The 21,740-nt window shown below is 36.2% G+C and carries 18 protein-coding genes; 9 read left to right on the top strand and 9 right to left on the bottom strand.

The window, feature by feature from the left end; genetic code table 11:
- Positions 1-1,031 precede the first annotated feature (1,031 nt).
- The 6 genes from ACFINS_RS02830 to ACFINS_RS02805 all read left to right on the top strand — a co-directional run bounded on the left by ACFINS_RS02830 (position 1,032) and on the right by ACFINS_RS02805 (position 9,188).
- Entirely contained in the window at positions 1,032-1,388 is a 357-nt protein-coding gene (locus ACFINS_RS02830; RefSeq protein ID WP_375611139.1) for a hypothetical protein, read from the top strand.
- A 186-nt stretch (positions 1,389-1,574) separates the two neighbouring features.
- A complete protein-coding gene (locus tag ACFINS_RS02825) occupies positions 1,575-1,940 on the top strand; it encodes a hypothetical protein (RefSeq protein WP_375611138.1) in 366 nt (121 codons plus the stop codon).
- A gap of 209 nt (positions 1,941-2,149) precedes the next feature.
- Positions 2,150-2,512, top strand: a complete 363-nt coding sequence (locus tag ACFINS_RS02820; RefSeq protein WP_375611137.1) for a hypothetical protein — start codon at positions 2,150-2,152, stop codon at positions 2,510-2,512.
- 637 nt (positions 2,513-3,149) lie between these two features.
- Entirely contained in the window at positions 3,150-4,547 is a 1,398-nt protein-coding gene (gene thrC, locus ACFINS_RS02815) for a threonine synthase (RefSeq protein WP_375611136.1), read from the top strand.
- Between the two features lie 83 nt (positions 4,548-4,630).
- Entirely contained in the window at positions 4,631-5,905 is a 1,275-nt protein-coding gene (locus ACFINS_RS02810; protein WP_375611135.1) for a M16 family metallopeptidase, read from the top strand.
- Positions 5,906-6,302: 397 nt separating this feature from the next.
- Positions 6,303-9,188: an EAL domain-containing protein gene (locus ACFINS_RS02805; protein WP_375678078.1), complete on the top strand. Its 2,886-nt coding sequence runs from the start codon at positions 6,303-6,305 to the stop codon at positions 9,186-9,188.
- Between the two features lie 42 nt (positions 9,189-9,230).
- On the opposite strand, the gene ACFINS_RS02800 is transcribed toward ACFINS_RS02805, so the two are convergent.
- On the bottom strand, positions 9,231-9,815 hold the full coding sequence (locus tag ACFINS_RS02800) for a YqgE/AlgH family protein (protein ID WP_375620658.1): 585 nt from the start codon (positions 9,813-9,815) through the stop codon (positions 9,231-9,233).
- Between the two features lie 71 nt (positions 9,816-9,886).
- On the opposite strand from ACFINS_RS02800, the gene ACFINS_RS02795 reads away from it, so the two are divergent.
- The gene (locus tag ACFINS_RS02795; protein ID WP_375645525.1) at positions 9,887-10,765 is read left to right on the top strand and encodes a protein-disulfide reductase DsbD domain-containing protein; all 879 of its coding nucleotides are present in this window, start codon (positions 9,887-9,889) and stop codon (positions 10,763-10,765) included.
- Positions 10,766-10,791: 26 nt separating this feature from the next.
- On the opposite strand, the gene rnhA is transcribed toward ACFINS_RS02795, so the two are convergent.
- From rnhA to cyoE, 4 genes are all read right to left on the bottom strand, one after another.
- Positions 10,792-11,259 carry a ribonuclease HI gene (rnhA, locus tag ACFINS_RS02790; RefSeq protein ID WP_375613021.1) on the bottom strand — a complete coding sequence of 156 codons (468 nt, stop codon included), beginning with the start codon at positions 11,257-11,259 and terminating at the stop codon, positions 10,792-10,794.
- Positions 11,260-11,264: 5 nt separating this feature from the next.
- The gene (locus tag ACFINS_RS02785; RefSeq protein WP_375613022.1) at positions 11,265-12,224 is read right to left on the bottom strand and encodes a homoserine kinase; all 960 of its coding nucleotides are present in this window, start codon (positions 12,222-12,224) and stop codon (positions 11,265-11,267) included.
- Positions 12,224-13,279, bottom strand: a complete 1,056-nt coding sequence (gene ispH / locus ACFINS_RS02780) for a 4-hydroxy-3-methylbut-2-enyl diphosphate reductase (RefSeq protein ID WP_375611130.1) — start codon at positions 13,277-13,279, stop codon at positions 12,224-12,226. Before ispH ends, ACFINS_RS02785 begins: the two co-directional genes overlap by 1 nt.
- Before the next feature lie 182 nt (positions 13,280-13,461).
- Entirely contained in the window at positions 13,462-14,397 is a 936-nt protein-coding gene (cyoE, locus tag ACFINS_RS02775; protein ID WP_375611129.1) for a heme o synthase, read from the bottom strand.
- A gap of 343 nt (positions 14,398-14,740) precedes the next feature.
- Between cyoE and ACFINS_RS02770 the strand changes: the two genes are divergently transcribed.
- Both ACFINS_RS02770 and tldD read left to right on the top strand, forming a co-directional pair.
- On the top strand, positions 14,741-15,280 hold the full coding sequence (locus ACFINS_RS02770; RefSeq protein ID WP_375611128.1) for an invasion associated locus B family protein: 540 nt from the start codon (positions 14,741-14,743) through the stop codon (positions 15,278-15,280).
- Between the two features lie 110 nt (positions 15,281-15,390).
- A complete protein-coding gene (gene tldD / locus ACFINS_RS02765; RefSeq protein WP_375705882.1) occupies positions 15,391-16,815 on the top strand; it encodes a metalloprotease TldD in 1,425 nt (474 codons plus the stop codon).
- A gap of 508 nt (positions 16,816-17,323) precedes the next feature.
- Here tldD and ACFINS_RS02760 read toward each other — a convergent pair.
- The 4 genes from ACFINS_RS02760 to ACFINS_RS02745 all read right to left on the bottom strand — a co-directional run bounded on the left by ACFINS_RS02760 (position 17,324) and on the right by ACFINS_RS02745 (position 21,735).
- A complete protein-coding gene (locus tag ACFINS_RS02760; RefSeq protein ID WP_375705881.1) occupies positions 17,324-18,577 on the bottom strand; it encodes a class I SAM-dependent RNA methyltransferase in 1,254 nt (417 codons plus the stop codon).
- Positions 18,574-19,317: a TlyA family RNA methyltransferase gene (locus tag ACFINS_RS02755; RefSeq protein WP_375613026.1), complete on the bottom strand. Its 744-nt coding sequence runs from the start codon at positions 19,315-19,317 to the stop codon at positions 18,574-18,576. Before ACFINS_RS02755 ends, ACFINS_RS02760 begins: the two co-directional genes overlap by 4 nt.
- Before the next feature lie 16 nt (positions 19,318-19,333).
- Positions 19,334-21,241: a 1-deoxy-D-xylulose-5-phosphate synthase gene (dxs, locus tag ACFINS_RS02750; protein ID WP_375638050.1), complete on the bottom strand. Its 1,908-nt coding sequence runs from the start codon at positions 21,239-21,241 to the stop codon at positions 19,334-19,336.
- A 239-nt stretch (positions 21,242-21,480) separates the two neighbouring features.
- A complete protein-coding gene (locus ACFINS_RS02745; protein WP_375611123.1) occupies positions 21,481-21,735 on the bottom strand; it encodes an exodeoxyribonuclease VII small subunit in 255 nt (84 codons plus the stop codon).
- Between the last annotated feature and the right edge of the window lie 5 nt (positions 21,736-21,740).

The raw sequence follows: 21,740 nt of genomic DNA, 5'->3' as shown, positions 1-21,740 counted from the left end.
TTTATCATCATATCTATCATTGCAAAATAGGCTTGAGTACCTTGAGAACGGTTTCTTTAAAAAAGCACATAAATATGAAACATATAATCATGTTAAACAAGCGACAGAGATACCAATAGTTGCTTAAAATTTTCCGAAAGCACTTAATAGACTTTTTAAATAAGCAATGAAATCAGATCTTTTCAAAAGTAATCCACTTTCTAAAAATAAAAGCGGCTTTTCAGTTTGGAAAGAAGAAAGTGTTGAAAATATTATCTAATGCTGATCTTTCGGCACTCATAAATATGTCTAAATTATATTCTTCTATACACTGCCTTGCATCATAGTAATATGCCGTTCACATTAGCGATAAAAAGATAATATCATTTATCTCTATCCAATTCGAGCTCTACTTTACACTATGAGAAAATTGTACATTTTTTAGTATCTATAACATATTATTATCTATAAGATAAATGTATATATTTAATAGTAAATTAAGAATTATTATTCTGCTATCACGATGCAATTAAATAACCATTGAATAATATCTATATAACACACATTATACAATAATGACTATCTATAATAAATACTATAAATAATAAAATTTTATCGTGTCCATTCATATTTTAATTGTTAATAATATTTTTATAACTACATCATAATTTTCATGTTTTCTATTATACTATCGATAATAAATAAATTTTTATATATTTAATAATTAAAAATTTTGATCAATTTTATTATCTATAAATGTATTTAAAAAATATATTAATATCGTTTTATAAAAATTATACGATAAACATATGTTGCTTTATATATAACACATAATAAAATATTGTATAAATTTTTTAAAAATATAATTTGTAATTATTACTGTTACTTTTTTACAATAAGGTTTATAAAAAAATTATAGGTATATTTTTATATGTATTTTTATTATTGACTAAAAATACATATTGAACTATATGACTTGTATATAGTGTGAGATACATAAACATTATGTATATTTATTACATATATAAATTAAAAATATTTGAGGTAAAGTTATGGTGAAAATATTTAAAAATTATATTTTAAGCATTTTTATAGCGAGCACTTTTTTTATTTCACAAACTGTAAATGTTAATGCAAACTATTTGAAAAACGATACTCCAAAAGAGGAACTTTCTGTTTTCCCAATGGAACAAGTAAAATATGCGAAATCCGATGTAGTTTCTACGACTGCTTTCTATGCTCCGTCTGTAAATTATCAAACAGAACATAGAACAATAGGTGAAGGAAAATTAGAAAAGGTCTTTGAGCCTATGACTGTAAGAGGGGGACTATTGTACGCTGGATATGCAATAAGTTTTATAGGATCGATAATAAATTGGATAAATGACATAGTATTGATGTTCAAGTAATTCAATATATTGTAGAAATATAGAATACATAGCTTCATTATGTTATTATTAATTATTATAAATTTATTACATAATGAAGCTTCTATTACTATACCTATAAATTCTGTAAATTACATCCAAAAATCCAAAGTATAATTTATATATACACACACATATATATTGAATACTATAAAGTATTTGAGGTAAATGATGATTAATTTTTTTAACAATAATATGTTAATTATTTCTATGATATCTGTTTTTTACATTTCACAGACTGTAAGTGTACATGCCAACTATTTGCAAAACAATATTCATCGTGAGAATATTTTTATTTCTGTAACAGAACAGAACAGAAAGGATGCAATCAGTACGATTGCTCTCTATACACAAAATCTAAATCGTTGTATGGAAAATGAAATTACCGTCGAAGGAAAATTTGAAAAGGTTGTTGAACCTCTTACACTCGGGGCTTTTGGTATGGGGATGGCACTTGGATATGCATCAAGTACGATAGGCATGTTTTTAGGATGGCTAATAAGTAAAATAATATTGTATTTTAAATCTCGTTAAAATTGAACTTTCATCAGAATAAGACCTTCTCATATGAAATATAAACTATGAACATATTCTGTGTTTATCTATTGTTGATGATAAAAACTAATGAATTATCACACTAAGAGTGAAAAAAGCTTTAAATGCTTCTGTTTCTCTCAATGTGCACTAATTCTGCCGATGCATCTATTCAATTCAGATTAAAATAAAAGTATTGGTGGTAAACTATGATTAAAGTATTGAAAACTTACATATTAAATATTTTTATAGCAGTTGCTTTTTTGCTTTCACAAGTTATAAATGTTCATGCCAATCATTTGAAAAATGATACTCAATGGGAAACTGTCTCTCTAATAGAACAAGGAAAGAAAAAAGCTATCGATATAGCTGCTCTTTATGTCCCAAGTTTCACTCATAGAGCAAAAAGTGAATCTGCCTTTGAAGGAAAATTTGAGAAAGTGTTTGAACCAATTACGCTAGGAGTTTTTTCTACAGTAGGAGCTTTGGGTTTTGGATTCTTGACTGGATCTGTTATGGCCATATTTAGTGGGATAATCGGATGGGCAATAGGAAAAATTAAAGGCAAATAATTCAAAGATACTTAGTTATTTTTTTCTATTTAAAATGAAAATACTTTACAGCCTGCTTCCCATCATTTAGCAGGCTGTTGTATGTTTTCTATGGATAACCTTTAGGTTACCATACTGTATAGCACAAATATAATATCTATTATTATACAAAGTAATAAATTAAGCTAAAAAAGATTATTCAAAGTATAGATTTGCGCACGAAATGCCATAAAATTACCTTATAAATCTTCCAATGTGAGTCTTGGGATGTATCATTTTAACATTTCGTTTAGCAGATTTAATTTTTACAGAGTATTAAGAGTATAAAATAACTATGAATGATTGATTTTTATACAAAAGTTCTTCAGTAAATACTATTCTATCTATTTAATTTTATTATTTAAGAAGGTGTACAAGTGAAGATACGTTTTAAAATCTAAGTGAATGAATAATAGAGAGAAATTTTTGACTGTAACAGATTTTCTGTGAACATTTGGCGTTTATATCTCAAAAATAAAAATGCTTAAGGCTATTTCCTTTCATTATTGAGTTAAAAAGAAGAAAAGAAGCTCTATCCATTTAATAATTTAAATATTATGAAAAACGTGAAATAAATAACTTCACCAATTTGCCAGAAATAAAAAAAAGGATAAGACTTATGGAATATATCAGCACGAGAGGTGAAGCTCCTGCTTTAAGCTTTACGGAAACAATCATGACAGGGTTGGCAAGTGATGGGGGACTTTATTTGCCAGATAAATTTCCTCAGCTATCATTTGATGCGTTACGAGCACTTCGTGGTCAGTCCTATACAACAATTGCTAAAACTATTCTGTGGCCCTTTGTGAATAACGAAATCGAATATACAGCTTTTGAAAATATGATCGCTGAATCTTATGCAACCTTTCACCATCCAGCAATCTGTCCGTTACGACAAACTGGAGCAGATGAATTTATCCTTGAACTCTTTCATGGTCCTACTTTAGCTTTTAAAGATGTAGCAATGCAGTTTCTTTCTCGACTGATGGATTATGTTTTGACTGAAAAAAATAGATGTGCAACGATTATTGCTGCAACATCAGGTGATACAGGAGGAGCTGCGATACAAGCTTTTGCTGGAAAAGAACACTCAGATATTTTTATTTTATTTCCTAAAGGACGTGTATCGCCTGTTCAACAACGGCAAATGACAACCAATCATTGTTCCAATGTTCATGCCATTGCCATTGAAGGAAATTTTGATGATTGCCAAGCTCTTGTCAAAGCAATGTTTAATGACCACAATTTTCGTAAAAAAAGAGCACTTTCAGGTGTTAATTCTATAAATTGGGCGCGTATCATGGCGCAAATTGTTTACTATTTTTCATCTGCACTTTCTTTAGGAGCACCTGATAGAGCTGTTTCATTTACTGTTCCTACTGGAAATTTTGGTGATATTTTTGCAGGTTATGTCGCAGCCCGTATGGGATTACCCATTGCTCAACTGGTCATCGCAACGAATGATAACGACATCCTTGTACGTACATTGACCAGTGGTACTTACGAAACACAACCAATAGTCCATACAACATCACCTTCTATGGATATTCAGGTCTCTTCTAATTTTGAACGTTTGCTCTTTGAAAGTGGCAATCGTGATCCAATGTGGATTCGCAATGCAATGGAAAACTTGAAAAAAACGGGGCTCTTTACTCTTGATGAAAAGCAACTCAAAAATATTCGTTCCCTATTTTCCGCTGGAAAAAGCAACATGGCTGCAACAGCTCAAACAATTGATAGTGTCTATAAGGAAAGTGGCTATCTTGTTGATCCACATACAGCGGTCGCTCTTCAAGTAGCGCGTGAAAACAAAAAACCGCATATTCCAATGATCGTTCTTGCCACGGCTCATCCAGCTAAATTTCCTGATACTATTAAAAGCGCTTGTGGCCTTCATGCTCCATGGCCATCTCATCTCAATGATGTAATGAAACACGAAGAACATTTTATAAATCTTGCTAATGATGAAAAAATAGTCAAAGATTATATTTCTTTAAAATCGCGTGCATCTTATTAAAGTTAGCTGCATTAATTTAAATCAAGAATATTCTGATACCCTTACAATGAGGTGTTTAGCTTATTTAATGGAGTTGTAGATACATGGATGTAGATATATGTCGCCTTAGTAATGGTTTGACTATCGCCACACATACAATGCAACAAATTGATAGTGTTGCCCTCGGAATATGGGTTAAAGTGGGCTCACGCAATGAAACCTCCACACAGCATGGTATTGCTCATCTTCTTGAGCATATGGCTTTTAAAGGAACCGAAAACCGTACTGCTTTTCAAATTGCAACCGATATTGAAGATGTTGGCGGTGAAATCAATGCTACAACCAGTATTGAAACAACAGCTTACTTTGCACGTGTTCTTAAAAGCGATATCCCACTTGCTATAGATATTTTAGCCGATATTTTAATGCATTCAAAATTTGACGACGATGAACTAGAACGAGAAAAACAAGTAATCTTTCAGGAAATTGGTGCTGCCCATGACACTCCTGATGATATTGTTTTTGATCACTTTACAGAAACAGCCTTTCGTCATCAATCCCTTGGACGCTCTATTTTAGGAACAGCTAAAACTATTCAATCATTTACATCTACTGATCTCCATGATTTCATCAATAAACAATATAGTGCAGATCGTATGATTGTCGTTGCTGCAGGAGCTGTAAAGCACGAAAGTTTCTTGCGAGAAGTTGAAAGTCGTCTTGGTACTTTTCGCTCCCATTCAACCGCACCTCTTACTAATCTTGCAAATTATGTCGGTGGCGACTTTCGTGAATATCGCGATTTAATGGATACACAAGTTGTTCTAGGGTTTGAAGGGCGTGCTTATCACGCGCGTGATTTTTATGCAGCTCAAATTCTTTCAATCATTCTTGGTGGTGGTATGTCTTCACGTCTTTTTCAAGAGGTAAGAGAGAAACGTGGATTATGCTATTCTATTTATGCTTTTCATTGGGGATTTTCAGATACTGGGCTTTTTGGTGTTCACGCAGCTACCGGACAAGAAGGGCTCAAAGAACTCATTCCTGTGATTCTTGATGAACTTTCCAAGGTCAGCAAAAATATTCACGCCAACGAACTGCAACGAGCACAAACGCAATATCGTGCAAATCTGACAATGTCACAGGAAAATCCCTCTAGTCAAGCACATCTCATTGCTCGCCAAATACTCCTTTATGGTCGACCAATTCCAATATCGGAAACAATTGAACGCCTCAATCTCATCACTCCTAAAAGATTAACTGATTTAGCACATCGTCTTTTTACAAACTCCACTCCAACACTAACTGCTGTCGGACCTGTAGGACCCCTTATAAATTTTGATGATTTAACGTCAACTCTTTCATACAAGCTAAAGTAAAAACTTCTTTTCAATGCAACATCACAATAACGTCACATATTTTATCATAAAATTTACCACAAAAGCTCTCCTCATTAAATAAGTTTTGGAAATATTGGGCAAATAGGCGTACAAAACTACCCAATTCATACTTCATGTGATAAAGATTCTAATAAGTGAAGGTATATCCGTGAAATCTGAAAATTCATGGTTTAACTTTGCCCTTTTAAAATATAAAACTTCATTCGCTTCAGGTTCCATTGAAGCAAATGGGTGTATGGTCTATTTGTATATAAAATCACATAACTTAAGAAAAGTGATAACAATTTATTATGTAAATAAATTATAAAAGGTGGACGTTTTTTCTCAAAAGTCGAAATGAAAATTAAACATCCTAAAATATTGAGAGTGGGACATTGTGAAGAGTTTGCGTAAAATAATTGACATCATTTTCATTGTAGTCGTTAGTTCTTTTGTCCATCTTACATCAGCACAAGCAATTGAACCAGTTAAAATTTCTTCTCAAGATGCTGCTCTTGATCTCTCAAAAGCAATTGAAATTCACCATACAAACAACTCTATTTTTCAAACAAGTACAGCACCAGGACCAGATGGTATTGTATGGCGTATTGAAGTGCAGGCAAAAAATGAAAAATTTTCCGGAAATTGGGCAGTTTTTTCTCTTGCAAATCCAACAGATGAACAAGTTGATCGTCTCATCGTTGCCCCCCATTACCGCATGGCACGTTCTGGATTTTTTTGGCCAGACCTTGGATCATCAAGGATTCAATCCATAACGCCAAGCGAAGGTTTTTCCCTCGATCGTCAACTTAGTGCAAACTCTGATATCTTTCGTATTACCCTTAACCCTGGTGCTGTTATTACATTTGTGGCCGAACTTAACTCTGCAAATCTACCGCAAATCTATTTATGGCAACCTGAAGCTTATAAAGATGCAATTAATTCTTATACGCTTTATCATGGTATTCTTCTTGGGATATCAGGCCTCTTAGCGCTTTTGTTAACTGTTCTCTTCGTCGTCCGTGGAACAGGGCTGTTTCCTGCAACAGCGGCAGTTGCTTGGGCCGTGCTTTTTTATATTGGTATTGACTTCAACTTTTTAAATAAATTCTTTGCAGTTACACTCACAACCCAACCAATCTGGCGTGCTGGTACAGAAGTAGCACTTACTGCTACACTCTTCATTTTTCTTTTTACCTATCTCAGCCTTAACCGCTGGCATTATCATTTTAGTTACGGTGCTATCGCTTGGACCATTGCGTTTTGCAGTCTAGGAGCCTTTGCTATTTATGATCCCATCAGAGCATCTGGAATTGCGCGTTTGTCTTTTGGCCTTACCGCTGTGCTTGGTATAATATTAATCATCTATTTCTCAATCAGAAGCTATGACCGCGCCATTATGCTTATTCCAACATGGTTGCTCATTAGCTTTTGGTGCGTTGGAGCCTATGCCTGCATAGCTGGACATTTAAACAATGATATTATCCAGCCAGCATTAGCGGGAGGATTAGTGCTCATTGTTCTTCTCATAAGCTTTACTGTCCTGCAACAAACTTTTTCTAATGACGCTTTCCATGAAGGAATATTTTCCGACCTTGAACAACAAGTACTCGCAGCAAAGGGAGCTGGAAATATTATTTGGGATTGGAATATTGAGCGTGATCGTATTGTTGTACATCCAAACATGGCAACCCTTTTTGGTACTGAAATTCATAACCTCAATGGACCTATGCGCAACTGGATTTCAGCCTTGCACCATGATGATCGTGAACGCTTTCAAGCCGTATTAGATATCATTCTTAAAAATAAAAAAGGGCGCATTGATCAAATTTTTCGGCTTTCTTCCGGTGGTGGTTATTATCATTGGTTTTCTCTTCGTGCACGTCCGGCTATGCAAAAAGATGGAAAAATCACACGTGTCATTGGAACCATTGTCAATATTACTAACCATAAAAAATCCGAAGAACGCTTATTGCATGATGCAATCCACGACAGCTTAACTGGACTTCCTAACCAACAAATTTTCTTTGATAGACTACAAAATTATACCTCTTTAGCGAAAGCAAATATCAAAATTAGACCGACTGTCTTTATGATTGATTTTGACAATTTTCGCCAAATTAATCGCAAATTAGGCATAGCAGTTGGGGATACTGTACTGCTTATAATCGCACGTCGTTTAAATCGTCTCATTAACTTTCAAGACACCTTATCGCGTCTTTCAGCAGACCGCTTTGCAATTATTTTACTCAGTGAAACCGAACCACAAAAAATTGCAGCATTTGCAGATCATTTGCACAAAACAATTTCAGCACCTATTTCACTTTCAGAAAATAAAATAATCCTTTCAACCTCTATCGGATTGGTTACATGGAGTGAAAGCCGATCGACGGCTAAAGATATTTTTAATGATAGTGAGTTAGCGATGATTCGCGCAAAACAAATGGGTGGGAACCATATTGAACCTTTTCGTCCTAATTTTCGCACTTTGGGTCTCGAACATAATACTCTGGAGAAAGATGTTCATTATGCCATAAAACGTAATGAGATGAAAATCCTCTACCATCCTATTCTTAATTTATCAGACGGACATATTATTGGTTTTGAAACAATTGTAGAATGGCATCATCCCACTTATGGAAATTTAAATGTCTCTGATTTCATAAAAATCGTAGAAAATGAACAAATTGTTATGGATTTGTCACAATTTATCATCGATAATGCCATTATTGATCTTATAAATGTACAAGAAAAATTTTCCCAACAATCTTTCTTTATTTCAATTAATTTACCAAGCGCAGAAATGATTCATCCTCGTTTTATCAGTCAATTGCGTGCCGCTTTGCTTCGCCATCCGCTCCACAAAGGGCGTCTGATGATTGAAATATCTGAATTTGTCTTAAGAAATAATCCTGAACAATCAGCGCACTTTCTTGAACAAATTAAAACACTTGGAATGAATCTCGCACTCGATAATTTTGGAACAGGTTATTCGTCTCTGACCTATCTCGTACGTTATCCATTTGATATGGTTAAACTTGATCGTTCACTTATCTCAATCGACTCTCTTAAGAAGAAAATTGTTCTAAAGTCTATCATTAATATGGCAACAGATCTTAATTTGCAAATTATCGCAGAAGGTGTTGAAAATGAAAAAGAAGCAATCTTCCTCCGTCAAGAAGGCTGTAAATATGTTCAAAGTACACTTGTGACGAAACCGATTGCCATAGAAGAATTAATTACGCTCGTTCAGAGCCATTTCCCTTATAAAATAAAAACATAAGGGATAAAATAACGTGTAAAGTTAAAAAGCTTAGAAAAAACTCTACGCGTGTCCCATTTCAGAAGCAAGATAAGTTGGATCGATACCCATGCGTGTTAAACTTTTATCATACTTGCAGCTTAAATCGCTTTCAAAAAGAAAACTGGGTGATGTAGAACTGATTAGCCAACCATTTGTAGAAATTTCTGCCTCAAGTTGCCCCGCTTTCCATCCAGCATAGCCTAATGCGACCAGTGCATGTTGCGGACCTTGTTCGCAACTGATCGCTTTTAATATATCAATTGTCGCAGTAAAACAGATCTTATCTGCAATAAAAACAGTTTCTTCACAAGTATAATCATCTGAATGAAGGACAAAACCACGCGAAGGATCAACAGGACCACCATAGCGAACAGGAAACTGTTTTATTGGTTCAGAAAGACTTTTTTTTTGGCCACTGTCTATGACTCCCAAATGAAGCAAAAGTTCTGGAAAATCAATATGATGCAATTGATTAAGAATGATGCCCATCGCACCGGCATCAGAATGCGCACAAATATAAATAACAGAACGAATAAAGCGTTTGTCATTCATCCCAGGCATTGCTATGAGTAATTGTCCACCTAAAAAGCCATTACATCGCTTCATTAATCTGCTATTCTCCATAATTTACATGATAAAAGTTTGTTCATTTAGCACACTAGGAAAATAAAACTCCAATGAAAAAAAGTCGTATATTTACAAATTTACAAAATATCGCAACTTTCTTTTATAAAAAGCTTTTAGTTACTTTAAGCTTAACATTCATAGTTTTAGAATTACTTAACATTCCTGTAAATGCTCAAACAGAACAAAAACTCCAGCTTTTCGCAACATCTTGGTATGAATCAGATGGTGGTCGTATCCGATTAGCGATCACTGAACCTTCTCTTTCTGGAATAAGAGAAGGCATTATTGAAATTGAGCTTAAACCAGGATGGAAAACTTACTGGCGTAATCCAGGTAATTCTGGCATGGCACCATTTTTTAATTTCAACCAACAGATTTCTTATGAAATCTTTTATCCTACTCCACAGCTTTTTGAAACAGAAAATGATTGGTCATTAGGTTATAAAGATAAAGTAATATTGCCCTTCAATCTTTCTGGTTCAAGCAAAAATTTAAGTGGTGCTTTCACTCTTGGATTATGTAATAAAATTTGTCTTCCATTTACTGTTAACTTTGATTTTTCGCCATCTGCTCTTAAAAACAAACAGCTTCCTGCTTCCTTCTTAAAAAAGGCGCAAAATTCTTTGCCCCGCATGACGCAGAATGCACTAAAAATAAGTGCTGAAAAAAATAATAGTACCCTTCTTATAAAAATACAAAATAACAACAAAACTACTCCTTCCTCTCTCTTTTTAGATGGAGGAGAAATGCAAATTGGAGCAGCAAGAAAAGTCAGTGATAACGCAGAATATACACTCTTCAGTGCTCCACTCTATTTAACACCAGAAGAAATAAACCAAAAAATTTTTTATACAGTTGCTTTTAAAGATCACGCCTTAAGTGGAACATTCATATTCCATACGCAGCCAACCCCTCTTGCGTCTCCATGATAAAAGAAAAAGCTCTCAAAAAGCAATTATGCTGGAAAACGTCCATTTTCACGATATTGAGTAATTGCTTTGCGAGCAAGGGCATCTGCGCGTTCATTTTCTGGATGTCCCGCATGCCCTTTTACCCAGTGCCATCTAACTGTATGACAAGAACTAGCATCCTCAAGAGCTTGCCATAGCTCCATATTTTTAACAGGATTTTTTGATGCAGTGCGCCAATTATTCTTTTTCCAATCTTCAATCCACTTAGATATACCGTTACGTACATAAACTGAGTCTGTATAAAGATCGACCAAACAGGGCTCTTTAAGCGCCTTTAATGCACAAATTGCCGCCATGAGTTCCATTTGATTGTTTGTCGTATGGATCTTACCGCCATAAAGCTCCCGTTCATGACCATTCCAGCGTAAAATTGCTCCCCATCCTCCAACTCCAGGATTCCCTGAGCAAGCACCATCTGTATAAATTTCAACGACTTTTTGTTGAGTTGCCATAAAATTTAAAAACCTAATTCACTTAGCGAATTTACATTACTGAAAAAACAAAGCTTGTGCCAATACTCCCATGGATCTTTCTTAATAACAAAGCTATTAGGCGGTGTATTAAACCAATCATATAGACGTGTGAGTAAGAAACGTAGAGATGCACCACGAGCTAATAAGACCATCTTGTCCAATTCTAAAGGGATCAATGGTCTTATTTTTTGATAATTTTCCAATAACTTACGTGCTTTGGTAAGATTATAGGAATGATCAGGCTCAAAGCACCAAGCATTTAAACAGATCGCTAAATCATAAGCAAAAAAGTCATTACAAGCAAAATAGAAATCTATCATCCCAGAAAGACGATGATTCACAAAAAAAACGTTATCATTAAATAAATCTGCATGAATAATGCCTATTGGTAAATTACATGGCCAATTTTCCTGTAAAAAAGCCAATTCCAACTCAATTTTTTGTCCAAATTCTTTTAACAATGCATCTTCTTTGGTTTGACAACGTTGCCACAATACCTTCCAATCCATAACAGAAAGAGTATTTTTACGACTGAGTGTAAAATCCTGTCCTGCTAAATGTAATTGTGCTAACCCCGTCCCCACTTCGCCACAATGATCTATATTGGGCTGGCGGATCCACTCTCCTTCCAGAAAAGTAATAATAGCAGCAGGACGTCCTGCTAGTTCACAGATCATCATTCCATCATTTTGAATAACAGGTTGAGGACAAGGAATTCCACGCTGTCCTAAATGCTGCATCAAGCGACAAAAAAAAGGTAAATCATCTTTTGAAATACGCTTTTCATAAAGTGTTAAAATAAATCGCCCTTGTGTTGTCTCTAACATAAAATTAGAATTTTCAATCCCCTCTTCTATACCTTGATAAGACAAAAGTGATCCTATTGCATAACGTGTTAAAAACACTTTTAAATCATTTGGGTGAATATCTGTATAAACGGCCATTATTCTGCTTTCGTTGTAGACATGTCTGTATTCTGATTTTCATTTTTTGCATTATTTGCTTGACCATTAACGAAAGCCATATCTTGAGACGTTAAAATGACGTCGCGTAATTCGCGACTCACTAAAAATTTTTCCGTTTCTACCACTGTTTCAGCTAATTCTATTGTGACATCATAACGCTCACGAAATGCTGAAATAATTTCATCAATAATAATTTCAGGAGCCGAAGCCCCTGCTGAAAGACTGACTATAGAAAGAGATTTTAGGTTTTCAAAATTAATTTCATCAGCGCGCTGAACTAAAATAGCTTGCCGCGCACCAGACTTTTCGGCAACCTCTACTAAACGTCGTGAATTAGAAGAGTTTGGTGCTCCAACAATCAAAAACAAATCACTCCCCTTTGCCGCTGCTTTAACCGCATCTTGTCGATTCGTTGTAGCATAGCAAATTGATTCAGCCGCTGGTGCTGCTAATGTAGGAAAACGTTGTTGTAATATATCGATAATTCCTGCAGTATCTTCAACAGAAAGCGTTGTTTGTGTAACAAATCCTAATTTATCTGGATCATTGGGTTGATAATGCAAAGCATCTTCTATCGTTTCAATAAGCGTTACAACCCCTTCTTCAAGCTGTCCCATTGTCCCTATCACCTCAGGATGACCAGCATGACCAATCAATATAACATGACGACCATGACGTTGATGTCGTATCGCTTGTTTATGAACTTTCGAGACCAACGGACATGTTGCGTCGAGATAAAACAAATTATAGTATCGTGCTTCTTCTGAAACAGATTTTGGTACACCATGAGCAGAAAAAACAACTGGTTGATTGCGATGTTCTTCTGGAATCTCATTAAGTTCTTCGACAAAAACAGCACCCCGTTGCTGTAATCCCTCAACTACGTAGCGGTTGTGTACAATTTCATGACGAACATATACTGGAACACCATATTTTTTTAATGCAAGCAGAACAATCTGGATAGCACGATCAACCCCTGCACAAAATCCACGTGGACCACAAAGACGTATCGTTAAAGGGGGAAGTCCAGACATAAATCATCCTTAATCTCTATAGTTTTAGCTATATATTCAAACAACCTATTATTATACATGAATAAGCAATGTAAAAAAACGTGCAATATCATCTTTTGCATAAGAACACACTCTATCGTGTTTTCTTACAGCATTTTCTTGAAGAAAAGCTCTTTTAAAATTTGCTCTTTCATTTTACGCAACTAAAGAGCGATAAAATACCAAACAAGAGATTCAATCAAAAGAATTCCAAAGATAGCTGCCAAATAAAGTAACGAAAAGAAAAACGTTTTTTTGGCCATCAAAATAGTTTCATTATGTGTATCAGCTTTCCATAAACGATAGGCAAAATGAATAAAGATAATGCTTAAAATTGTTGAAAAAATACCATAAAAAATTCCGCCAAGACCAGTAAAGCAAGGAGCAGCAGCACACAATGCCATCAAAACAGTATAAAATAAAATCTGTTTTTTTGTTGAATGTTCACCTCGTACATTAGGCATCATAGGGATACCTGCAGCCTCATAATCAAGAGATGAAAATAAAGAAAGAGCCCAAAAGTGAGGGGGGGTCCACATAAAAATGATTAAAAATAATAAAAAGCTATCAATACTCACTGTCCCTGTTGTCACAGCCCATCCAATCATTGGTGGAAAAGCCCCAGAAGCACCACCAATAACAATATTTTGTGGTGTGATACGCTTTAACCAAATTGTATAGATAACGACATAAAAGAAAATCGTAAACGCAAGAAAAAATGCCGCAAACCAATTAATGAAGCTCCCCATAACCAATACCGAGAGCATAGAAAGAACCATGCCAAAAATAAATGCCTTTTGGGAGCTGATTTTACCCATGGGAATAGGACGCTTTTTAGTCCGTTCCATCACAGCATCAATGTCAGCATCATACCACATGTTCAGTGCTCCCGCACCACCGCCACCAGCAGCAATACATAAAATTGCTAAAAAACCATACCACGGATTGATAGGAACAGGCGATACAAGCAAACCAACCAGAGCCGTAAAGACCACAAGAGACATAACACGTGGCTTTAATAATGTGATGTAATCACCAATACCGGATTTTGGTGGCGTTGATTTACCATTCACAACCGATAACTCTTCTGAAACTGACATTCCACTCAAAGCCCTTTTCCATTTCTGTCATTCACAAACCCAATATTATCTGACAAATATTATCTAGCGTATGGAAATAACCCATTAAGACCAATCGTATTTTTGAGAAAATATGAAATATCTCTTTCGCACGTATCCCCTAAAAGTAAATGGAAATATTGGCAATAAAAATACATTTTTTCAATCAACGTTCTCTCCACATTACAAATGTATCATAAAAATATATCATATGAATTAATATATTTGGGTAAATACTGATTTTGTGTTATAGTTTTTTATGGGGAATTCATTTTTTATGTAAATCTATGCACGGTTGTGGGTGTTGAGTCGGATAGGATGTTCTGTGATACTTTATAAATTACTCAAAAAAACTTTTTTTATTGGTGCTGTTCTTTACACACTTTATAGTAGTTTTATCAGTCATGCATTTGCACAAACACCCTATGCACAAGATGTCCCTGCTCCGCAAACCTATGGTGCATGGACAAAAGTGTGTTCTCTACCACCAGGTACACCTAACATGCAGTGTGAAGTTGTACAAAACGTTCACACACAAGGGCGTCAAGATATTACCTTGCGCGTTACATTTTATAAACTTCCTCAAAAGCAAGGTGCTTTGATGCGTGTTTTTGTTCCGATTCGCGTTGAATTACGTCCTGGCGTTGGAATTAAAATTGACGATAAAAATATGGGCAGAATGGAATATCGTCGTTGTCTTGGTGATAATTGTGTTGCTGAAGCCTTTCTTAAAGAAGACATATTGCAGCTCTTTTTAAAAGGAAAAATGGCAACCTATTTTATCTTTACAACTCCTGAACAAGGGATTGGAGGTTTTGTTGACCTTCATGGTCTTGGCGACGCCTATGCAACCTTACCGACATGAATGAAATCAATACATTTTAAACAATCAAAATCTCATCGTATATTTTGAAAGATTCTTAAAATTAGATTGATAAAAATCTTCGAAGCCCCCATAAAAATAGGATAATTCTTATGAAATCGCTGATTGATCATTTTGATATTGCTTCCTCTAAAGTGCAATCACTTATACAGGAAACACTTCATCATGCTGATGATGGTGAGCTTTACCTTGAGTATACAGAAAGCGAAGCTCTTTTATTTGATAATGGACAGCTTAAAAACGGCTCATTTCATCAAGATATGGGATTTGGACTACGCGTTGTTGCTGGAGAGGCTACTGGATATGCTCACTCTAGTGAGTTATCAGCTGCTGCACTCAAACGTGCCAGTGAAGCTGCTAAAGCTGTTACCTATAATAATCATGCAGGGACTTATAGCATAGCACCTCAACAAACAAACAAAAGGCTTTATCAACCGCATAATCCCCTTGATGCTCCATCATTTGAAGAAAAAAGTGCTCTTTTGCAAAAAATTGATGCCTATTTACGTGCTAAAAATGATAAATTGCATCAGGTGACTGTTTCTCTTTCCGGCTCGCTACAACATGTTGAAATTTTACGTGCAGATGGTTATTTGGTTCGTGATATTCGTCCCCTTGTGCGACTTTCTATATCTGTGGTCGCAGCTGAAGGCAATCGTCGTGAAAATGGTTTTTATGGATGTGGAGGGAGACAAGCATTTAACCAATTTATTCATGAAGACAATTGGAAAAAAGCCGCGGATGAAGCCTTACGTATGGCTTTAATAAATTTAGAAGCAGAAGCAGCACCTGCTGGATCTTTTGATGTTGTCTTAGCTAACGGATGGCCTGGTGTTATGCTCCATGAAGCCGTAGGTCATGGTTTAGAAGGTGACTTTAACCGTAAAAAAACATCGGCTTTTGCTGGACTTTTAGGACAACAAGTTGCAGCAAAAGGTGTTACAGTTGTTGATGATGGAACAATTCCACAATGCCGTGGCTCTCTCACTGTCGATGATGAGGGGACCCCTTCAGGATATAACGTTCTCATTGAAGATGGAAAACTCGTTGGTTTTATGCAAGACAGACTTAATGCACGGCTTATGGGAGGTAAATCAACTGGAAATGGACGGCGTGAATCTTATGCTTATGCACCAATGCCACGAATGACCAATACAATCATGCTAGGAGGAGATAAAACACCTGAAGAAATCCTTTCTTCACTTAAAAGTGGTATCTATGCTGTTTCATTTGGTGGAGGACAAGTTGATATTACTTCCGGAAAATTCGTCTTTGAATGTACTGAAGCATACCGAGTAGAAAATGGCAAAATTTGTGCACCAATCAAAGGTGCAACTCTTATTGGAAATGGACCGGATGCTATGAAACGTATCACAATGATTGGTAATGATAGTAAACTAGATAATGGTATTGGTATGTGCGGAAAAGCAGGGCAAAATGTCCCTGTTGGTGTTGGTCAACCTCATCTTCGAATCAATAATATGACAATCGGTGGAACTGCGCTTATAGAGGAATAAGCTTGCTCATTCCTTCCCAGTATTGCCTCCTTCTCGTCTATTATGACCATTTTGTGAGGGGGAGATTACAATGAATTGATTTATAAAGATAATCTAGCGTTATTCATATTGTATTAGAACCTTGAATACCGCAAGATTCTCTCATTTTAAATCTGTGTCTGTTGGATCAATCAAAATCATTCGTTTATACGTTACAGGCAGGGAGAGTTATATGGATAAAAACTGTACAAGAAAGGACTAAAGATTCCTCTTATGGGCCGTCTCAAGTACCAAGAGTTTTAAAAAACATTAGGGGATGGCAAATATAACGATGGCACAGGCTTATTCAGACACATATTCTTCGTAATCCATTAGTCTTTTGTGTGGGGTAACTTGTCTTTTATATTCATAATAAAAAAGACTTTCTACATTTAGTGCTCTTAAATCAACGAGAAAAAGGTTATTATTATAGATAAATTTTGGAGAGATTTTATAATAATACTCAGGTAAACTTTTTAAAAAAATTAGGCTAAAGTTTCCAACCTTTCTTTTTTTTCTTTTTGCTCAAAACAGCAACAATTTCGACATGTGGTGACCATAAAAATTGATCAATCGGTATGATTTTTTCTACTGTATACCCCCCTGCAACAAGAAGAGATAAATCACGAGCAAATGTAGTAGGATTACAAGAAATTGCCACAACACGTGATACTGTTGTCTTCGCTAATTCACGTACTTGTTGCTCTGCACCAGCACGGGGAGGATCAAAAACAACACTCTCAAAACATTCAAGTTCCTTTACAGAAAGGGGTTGTCGGAAAAGATCACGTTTTTCACAAGTGACCGTTTTTAAACCAGTCGCAAAACGTGCTGCTGTATTTAGATTTCTTAATGCATCTTCATTATTTTCTACTGCATGAACATTCATCTTTTTTGCCATACGCAAGGTAAATGTTCCTGCCCCTGAAAACAAATCAACAGCATTCTTTGCTTTTTTTAAATGAGTCAAAATAATATTGCCCATTATATTTTCAGCTTCACAAGTTGCTTGCAGAAAACCACCAGAAGGAAATTCAACACGGACATCTCCAAAGTAAATCTCTGGTTTTTCTCGTTCAACCAAAATTTCACCGTCAACAGATAAACGTATAATCCCATATGAAAGAGCAGCACTGATCATTCTCTGACGAAGTGATTCATAGTGTATAATGCAACCGCTTAAAGCAACATCTAAACCATTTTCAACACATGTTATCGTAACATGAAACCGTTTGGCAGAGCTCTTTAGAAAAGCACAGAGCTCTCTGATATTATGCAACTGAGAAATAAGCTCTGGACGGCTTACTGGGCATTCCTCAAGAGCTACAATCTCATGAGAGAGATAACGGTTAAAACCAACTTTTTGCCCCTGTGGGGTCATGGATGCTGTTAGAGTAATCCGCCGTCGGCTATAAGGTTTACATTCTATTAAAGGCGCAACAACATTATTAAGTCCATACTTTTTAAGCGCCTCAACAACCAATTGTTGTTTCCATACGCGATAAGCATCCATATGCCAATGCTGAAGAGTACACCCTCCACATTCTCCAAAATGCTGACAAAGAGTATCAATGCGTTCTGATGATTTTTCTTTTAATGTTATATATGTTGCATATTTTCCATGAACAGTAATTTCAGCACACTCTCCTGGTAAAGTAAAAGGAACAGAAACGAAGCCGTGAGACGTCTTAGCAATACCATAACCATTTGCTCCGATATGATCGATTATGACATTGTCATTCACTCTTGTTTTTCTCCGAATAGTAAATATTCCACGTTGCCATCACCACCTGTAATAGGGGAAGAAATTAAACCTTTTGCACTCCACCCTGTTTGTGTATTTAACCAAACAAAAAGCGCCTCAGCAGTTTCTTTAGCACTTGATGGACTTAATATTCCTCCCTTACTAAAGTGTTTACGACCAACCTCAAACTGAGGCTTTACCAGTAAAACAGCTTGGGCACCCTTCTTGGCTAAAGACAACACGGGAGGCAACGCAAGTTTGAGCGAAATAAAGCTAACATCTGAAACGATAAGATCAATTTCTCGCCCACCTAAATGTTCCTGTTTAAAATCTCTGACATTCAAGCCTTCTAATAACGTTATAGCACTGTTGCCCAATAAACGTTTATCAAATTGATGATGCCCAACATCAACGGCAATGACATGATCTGCTCCACGCTCTAAGAGAACTTGCGTAAAACCACCTGTTGATGCACCAACATCAATGGCTGTCACTTTGTCCGTTACAATTGGAAATGCATCAAGTGCAGCAATCAATTTTAACGCTGCCCGAGAAACATAATTCTGCGCTGGATCACAAACGGTAATCTCTGCATCATCAAAAACGATTTGCCCAGCTTTAAAAACGATTTCTCCGTTAACTTTAACAGTTTGGCGCATAATTGCATCACGTGCGCGTGAACGTGTCGTAAAAAAGTTTTTTTCAACTAAAAAAATATCGAGTCTTTTTCTGGAAGCCATCTCATACTCGAATTTTCTATCCTGTTCGAATCTCGCGTCCCAAAACAGCAAAAACCGTGTTTAAAATACCCATAGCGTCAAGTCCGACACGTGAAAGAATTTTTTCTGGTGAACCATGATTCAAATATTCATCAGGAAATTTTAGTGTACGAACTTTCAAACCATGCTCTAAGAGCCCTTCTTGCGCTAAAAATTGTAATATGTGCGCTCCAAATCCACCGATTGCCCCTTCTTCAATTGTCACCAATACCTCATGCTCACGTGCCAAACGACGCATCAAATCTTTATCTAAAGGTTTTGCAAACCGTGCATCTGCAACCGTTGTAGACAATTCTTCAGCCTCCAACGCATCAGCAGCTTGCAACACTTCTGACATCCGCGTTCCAAAACAAACCAAAGCGATTCTATTTCCTTCACGCAGAACGCGCCCTTTTCCAATTTCTAATAACTCACCACGTTGCGGTAAATCTATACCAATCCCCTCACCACGCGGATAACGAAAAGAAATTGGTCCCTGATCATAAGCTGCAGCTGTACGCACCATATGCATCAGTTCAAGCTCATCAGAAGGTGCCATAACAACAAACTCAGGAAGAGTGGCCAAAAAAACAATATCAAAACTTCCAGCATGTGTTGCACCATCTGCCCCCACAAAACCTGCTCGGTCAATAGCAAAACGTACCGGTAATTTTTGAATTGATACATCATGAATAATTTGATCATAAGCACGCTGTAAAAAAGTAGAATAAATTGCAACAAAAGGCTTATACCCTTCACAAGCAAGTCCTGCCGCAAAAGTTACGGCATGTTGCTCAGCGATACCAACATCAAACATTTTTTCAGGAAATTTTTTCGCAAAAGAATCAAGGCCTGTCCCTGTTGGCATCGCTGCTGTTATGCCAACAATCTTATCATCATGGCGAGCTTCTTCTATTAAAGCTTTAGAAAATACCTTGGTATAGGGTAGAATATTACTTGATGCTTTTACCTGTTTTCCTGTCGTGACATCAAAACGATTAACACCATGATATTTATCAGACGAGGCCTCTGCAGGTGGATATCCCTTTCCCTTATGGGTTACAACATGCACCAAAACAGGACCATTAGGATATTCACGAACATTTTTAAAAACAGGCAATAAATGCCCCAAATTGTGCCCATCTATGGGTCCAACATAATAAAAGCCAAGCTCATCAAATAAAGTTCCCCCAACCAAAAGGCCACGCGCAAATTCCTCTGAACGACGAGCTTTATCCAAAAAAAACTTTGGCAATTTTTCGCTCAACATCTTTACGCGTTCACGCAAATGACGATAAGAAGGACGAGACACTAATCGTGCAAGATGTGCACTCATAGCACCTGTAGGTGGTGCTATAGACATATCGTTATCATTAAGAACAACAATCAAGCGTGCATTCAAAGCACCAGCGTTGTTCATTGCTTCATAAGCCATGCCCGCAGACATTGCACCATCACCAATGACAGTTATGATATTGCGTCTTGTCTCTGCTTTCAAAGCACTTGCCACTGCCATACCAAGCCCCGCTGAAATAGAAGTAGACGAATGCCCCGCCCCAAATGGATCATACACACTTTCTGAACGTTTTGTAAAACCAGATAATCCGCCCTCTTGACGTAATGTGCGAATTTTTTCTCTACGCCCCGTTAAAATCTTGTGTGGATAGGTTTGATGACCAACATCCCAAATAATCCTATCCTCTGGTGTATCAAAAATATAATGTAATGCAACAGTGAGCTCAACAACACCAAGTCCCGCCCCAAGATGACCACCTGTTACAGAAACCGCATCAATTGTTGCGGTCCGCAACTCATCAGCCAACTGTACCAAATCAGACTCAGGTAATGCCCGCAAATCTTGCGGAAAACAAACACGGTCAAGCAATGGTGTTAAGACCTGAGACAAAAAAAATCCTTTCTATTATCTTAACTCAAGAAAACACAATGATAAAAATATATCTTCTCTACTCTTTTATTTACAGTTTTGCATCTTTTTTACTGAAAAATGCTCTTTTCTATTTGAGATGAGCTATAATTTCCTCATTTAACTTATTTTATAAAAAAGAAATCAATAAAACTTTCTGTTTATAAACTAAGGTTATTGCTTCTCTTAAGTCCCACAATAAATATCCAAAAAGATTTAAATTATTTAGCATCAAGTGGTTCCACTCCTTCTGGAAAACCTTCTTCTGAAAGCTGGATTTTTTCAACTTTAGCTTCAGCAACTCTTAAGAGTTTTTCACAATGCTTTTTAAGCGCTTCACCGCGTTCATAAATATCAATGGATTGTTCCAAAGGCACATCGCCACGTTCCAAATTTTCGACAATAACTTCAAGTTGCTTAAGCGCTTGCTCAAAGCTTAAGGTCGTAATATCCCCCTCTTGTATCTCTTTTTTCATATGAA

Origin of the sequence: Bartonella sp. AA2SXKL, from assembly GCF_042197205.1 — a bacterium.
Classification (GTDB): Bacteria; Pseudomonadota; Alphaproteobacteria; order Rhizobiales; family Rhizobiaceae; genus Bartonella.
Note: the sequence above shows the minus strand (reverse complement) of the source record. Positions and strands in the feature narration are given on the sequence as shown.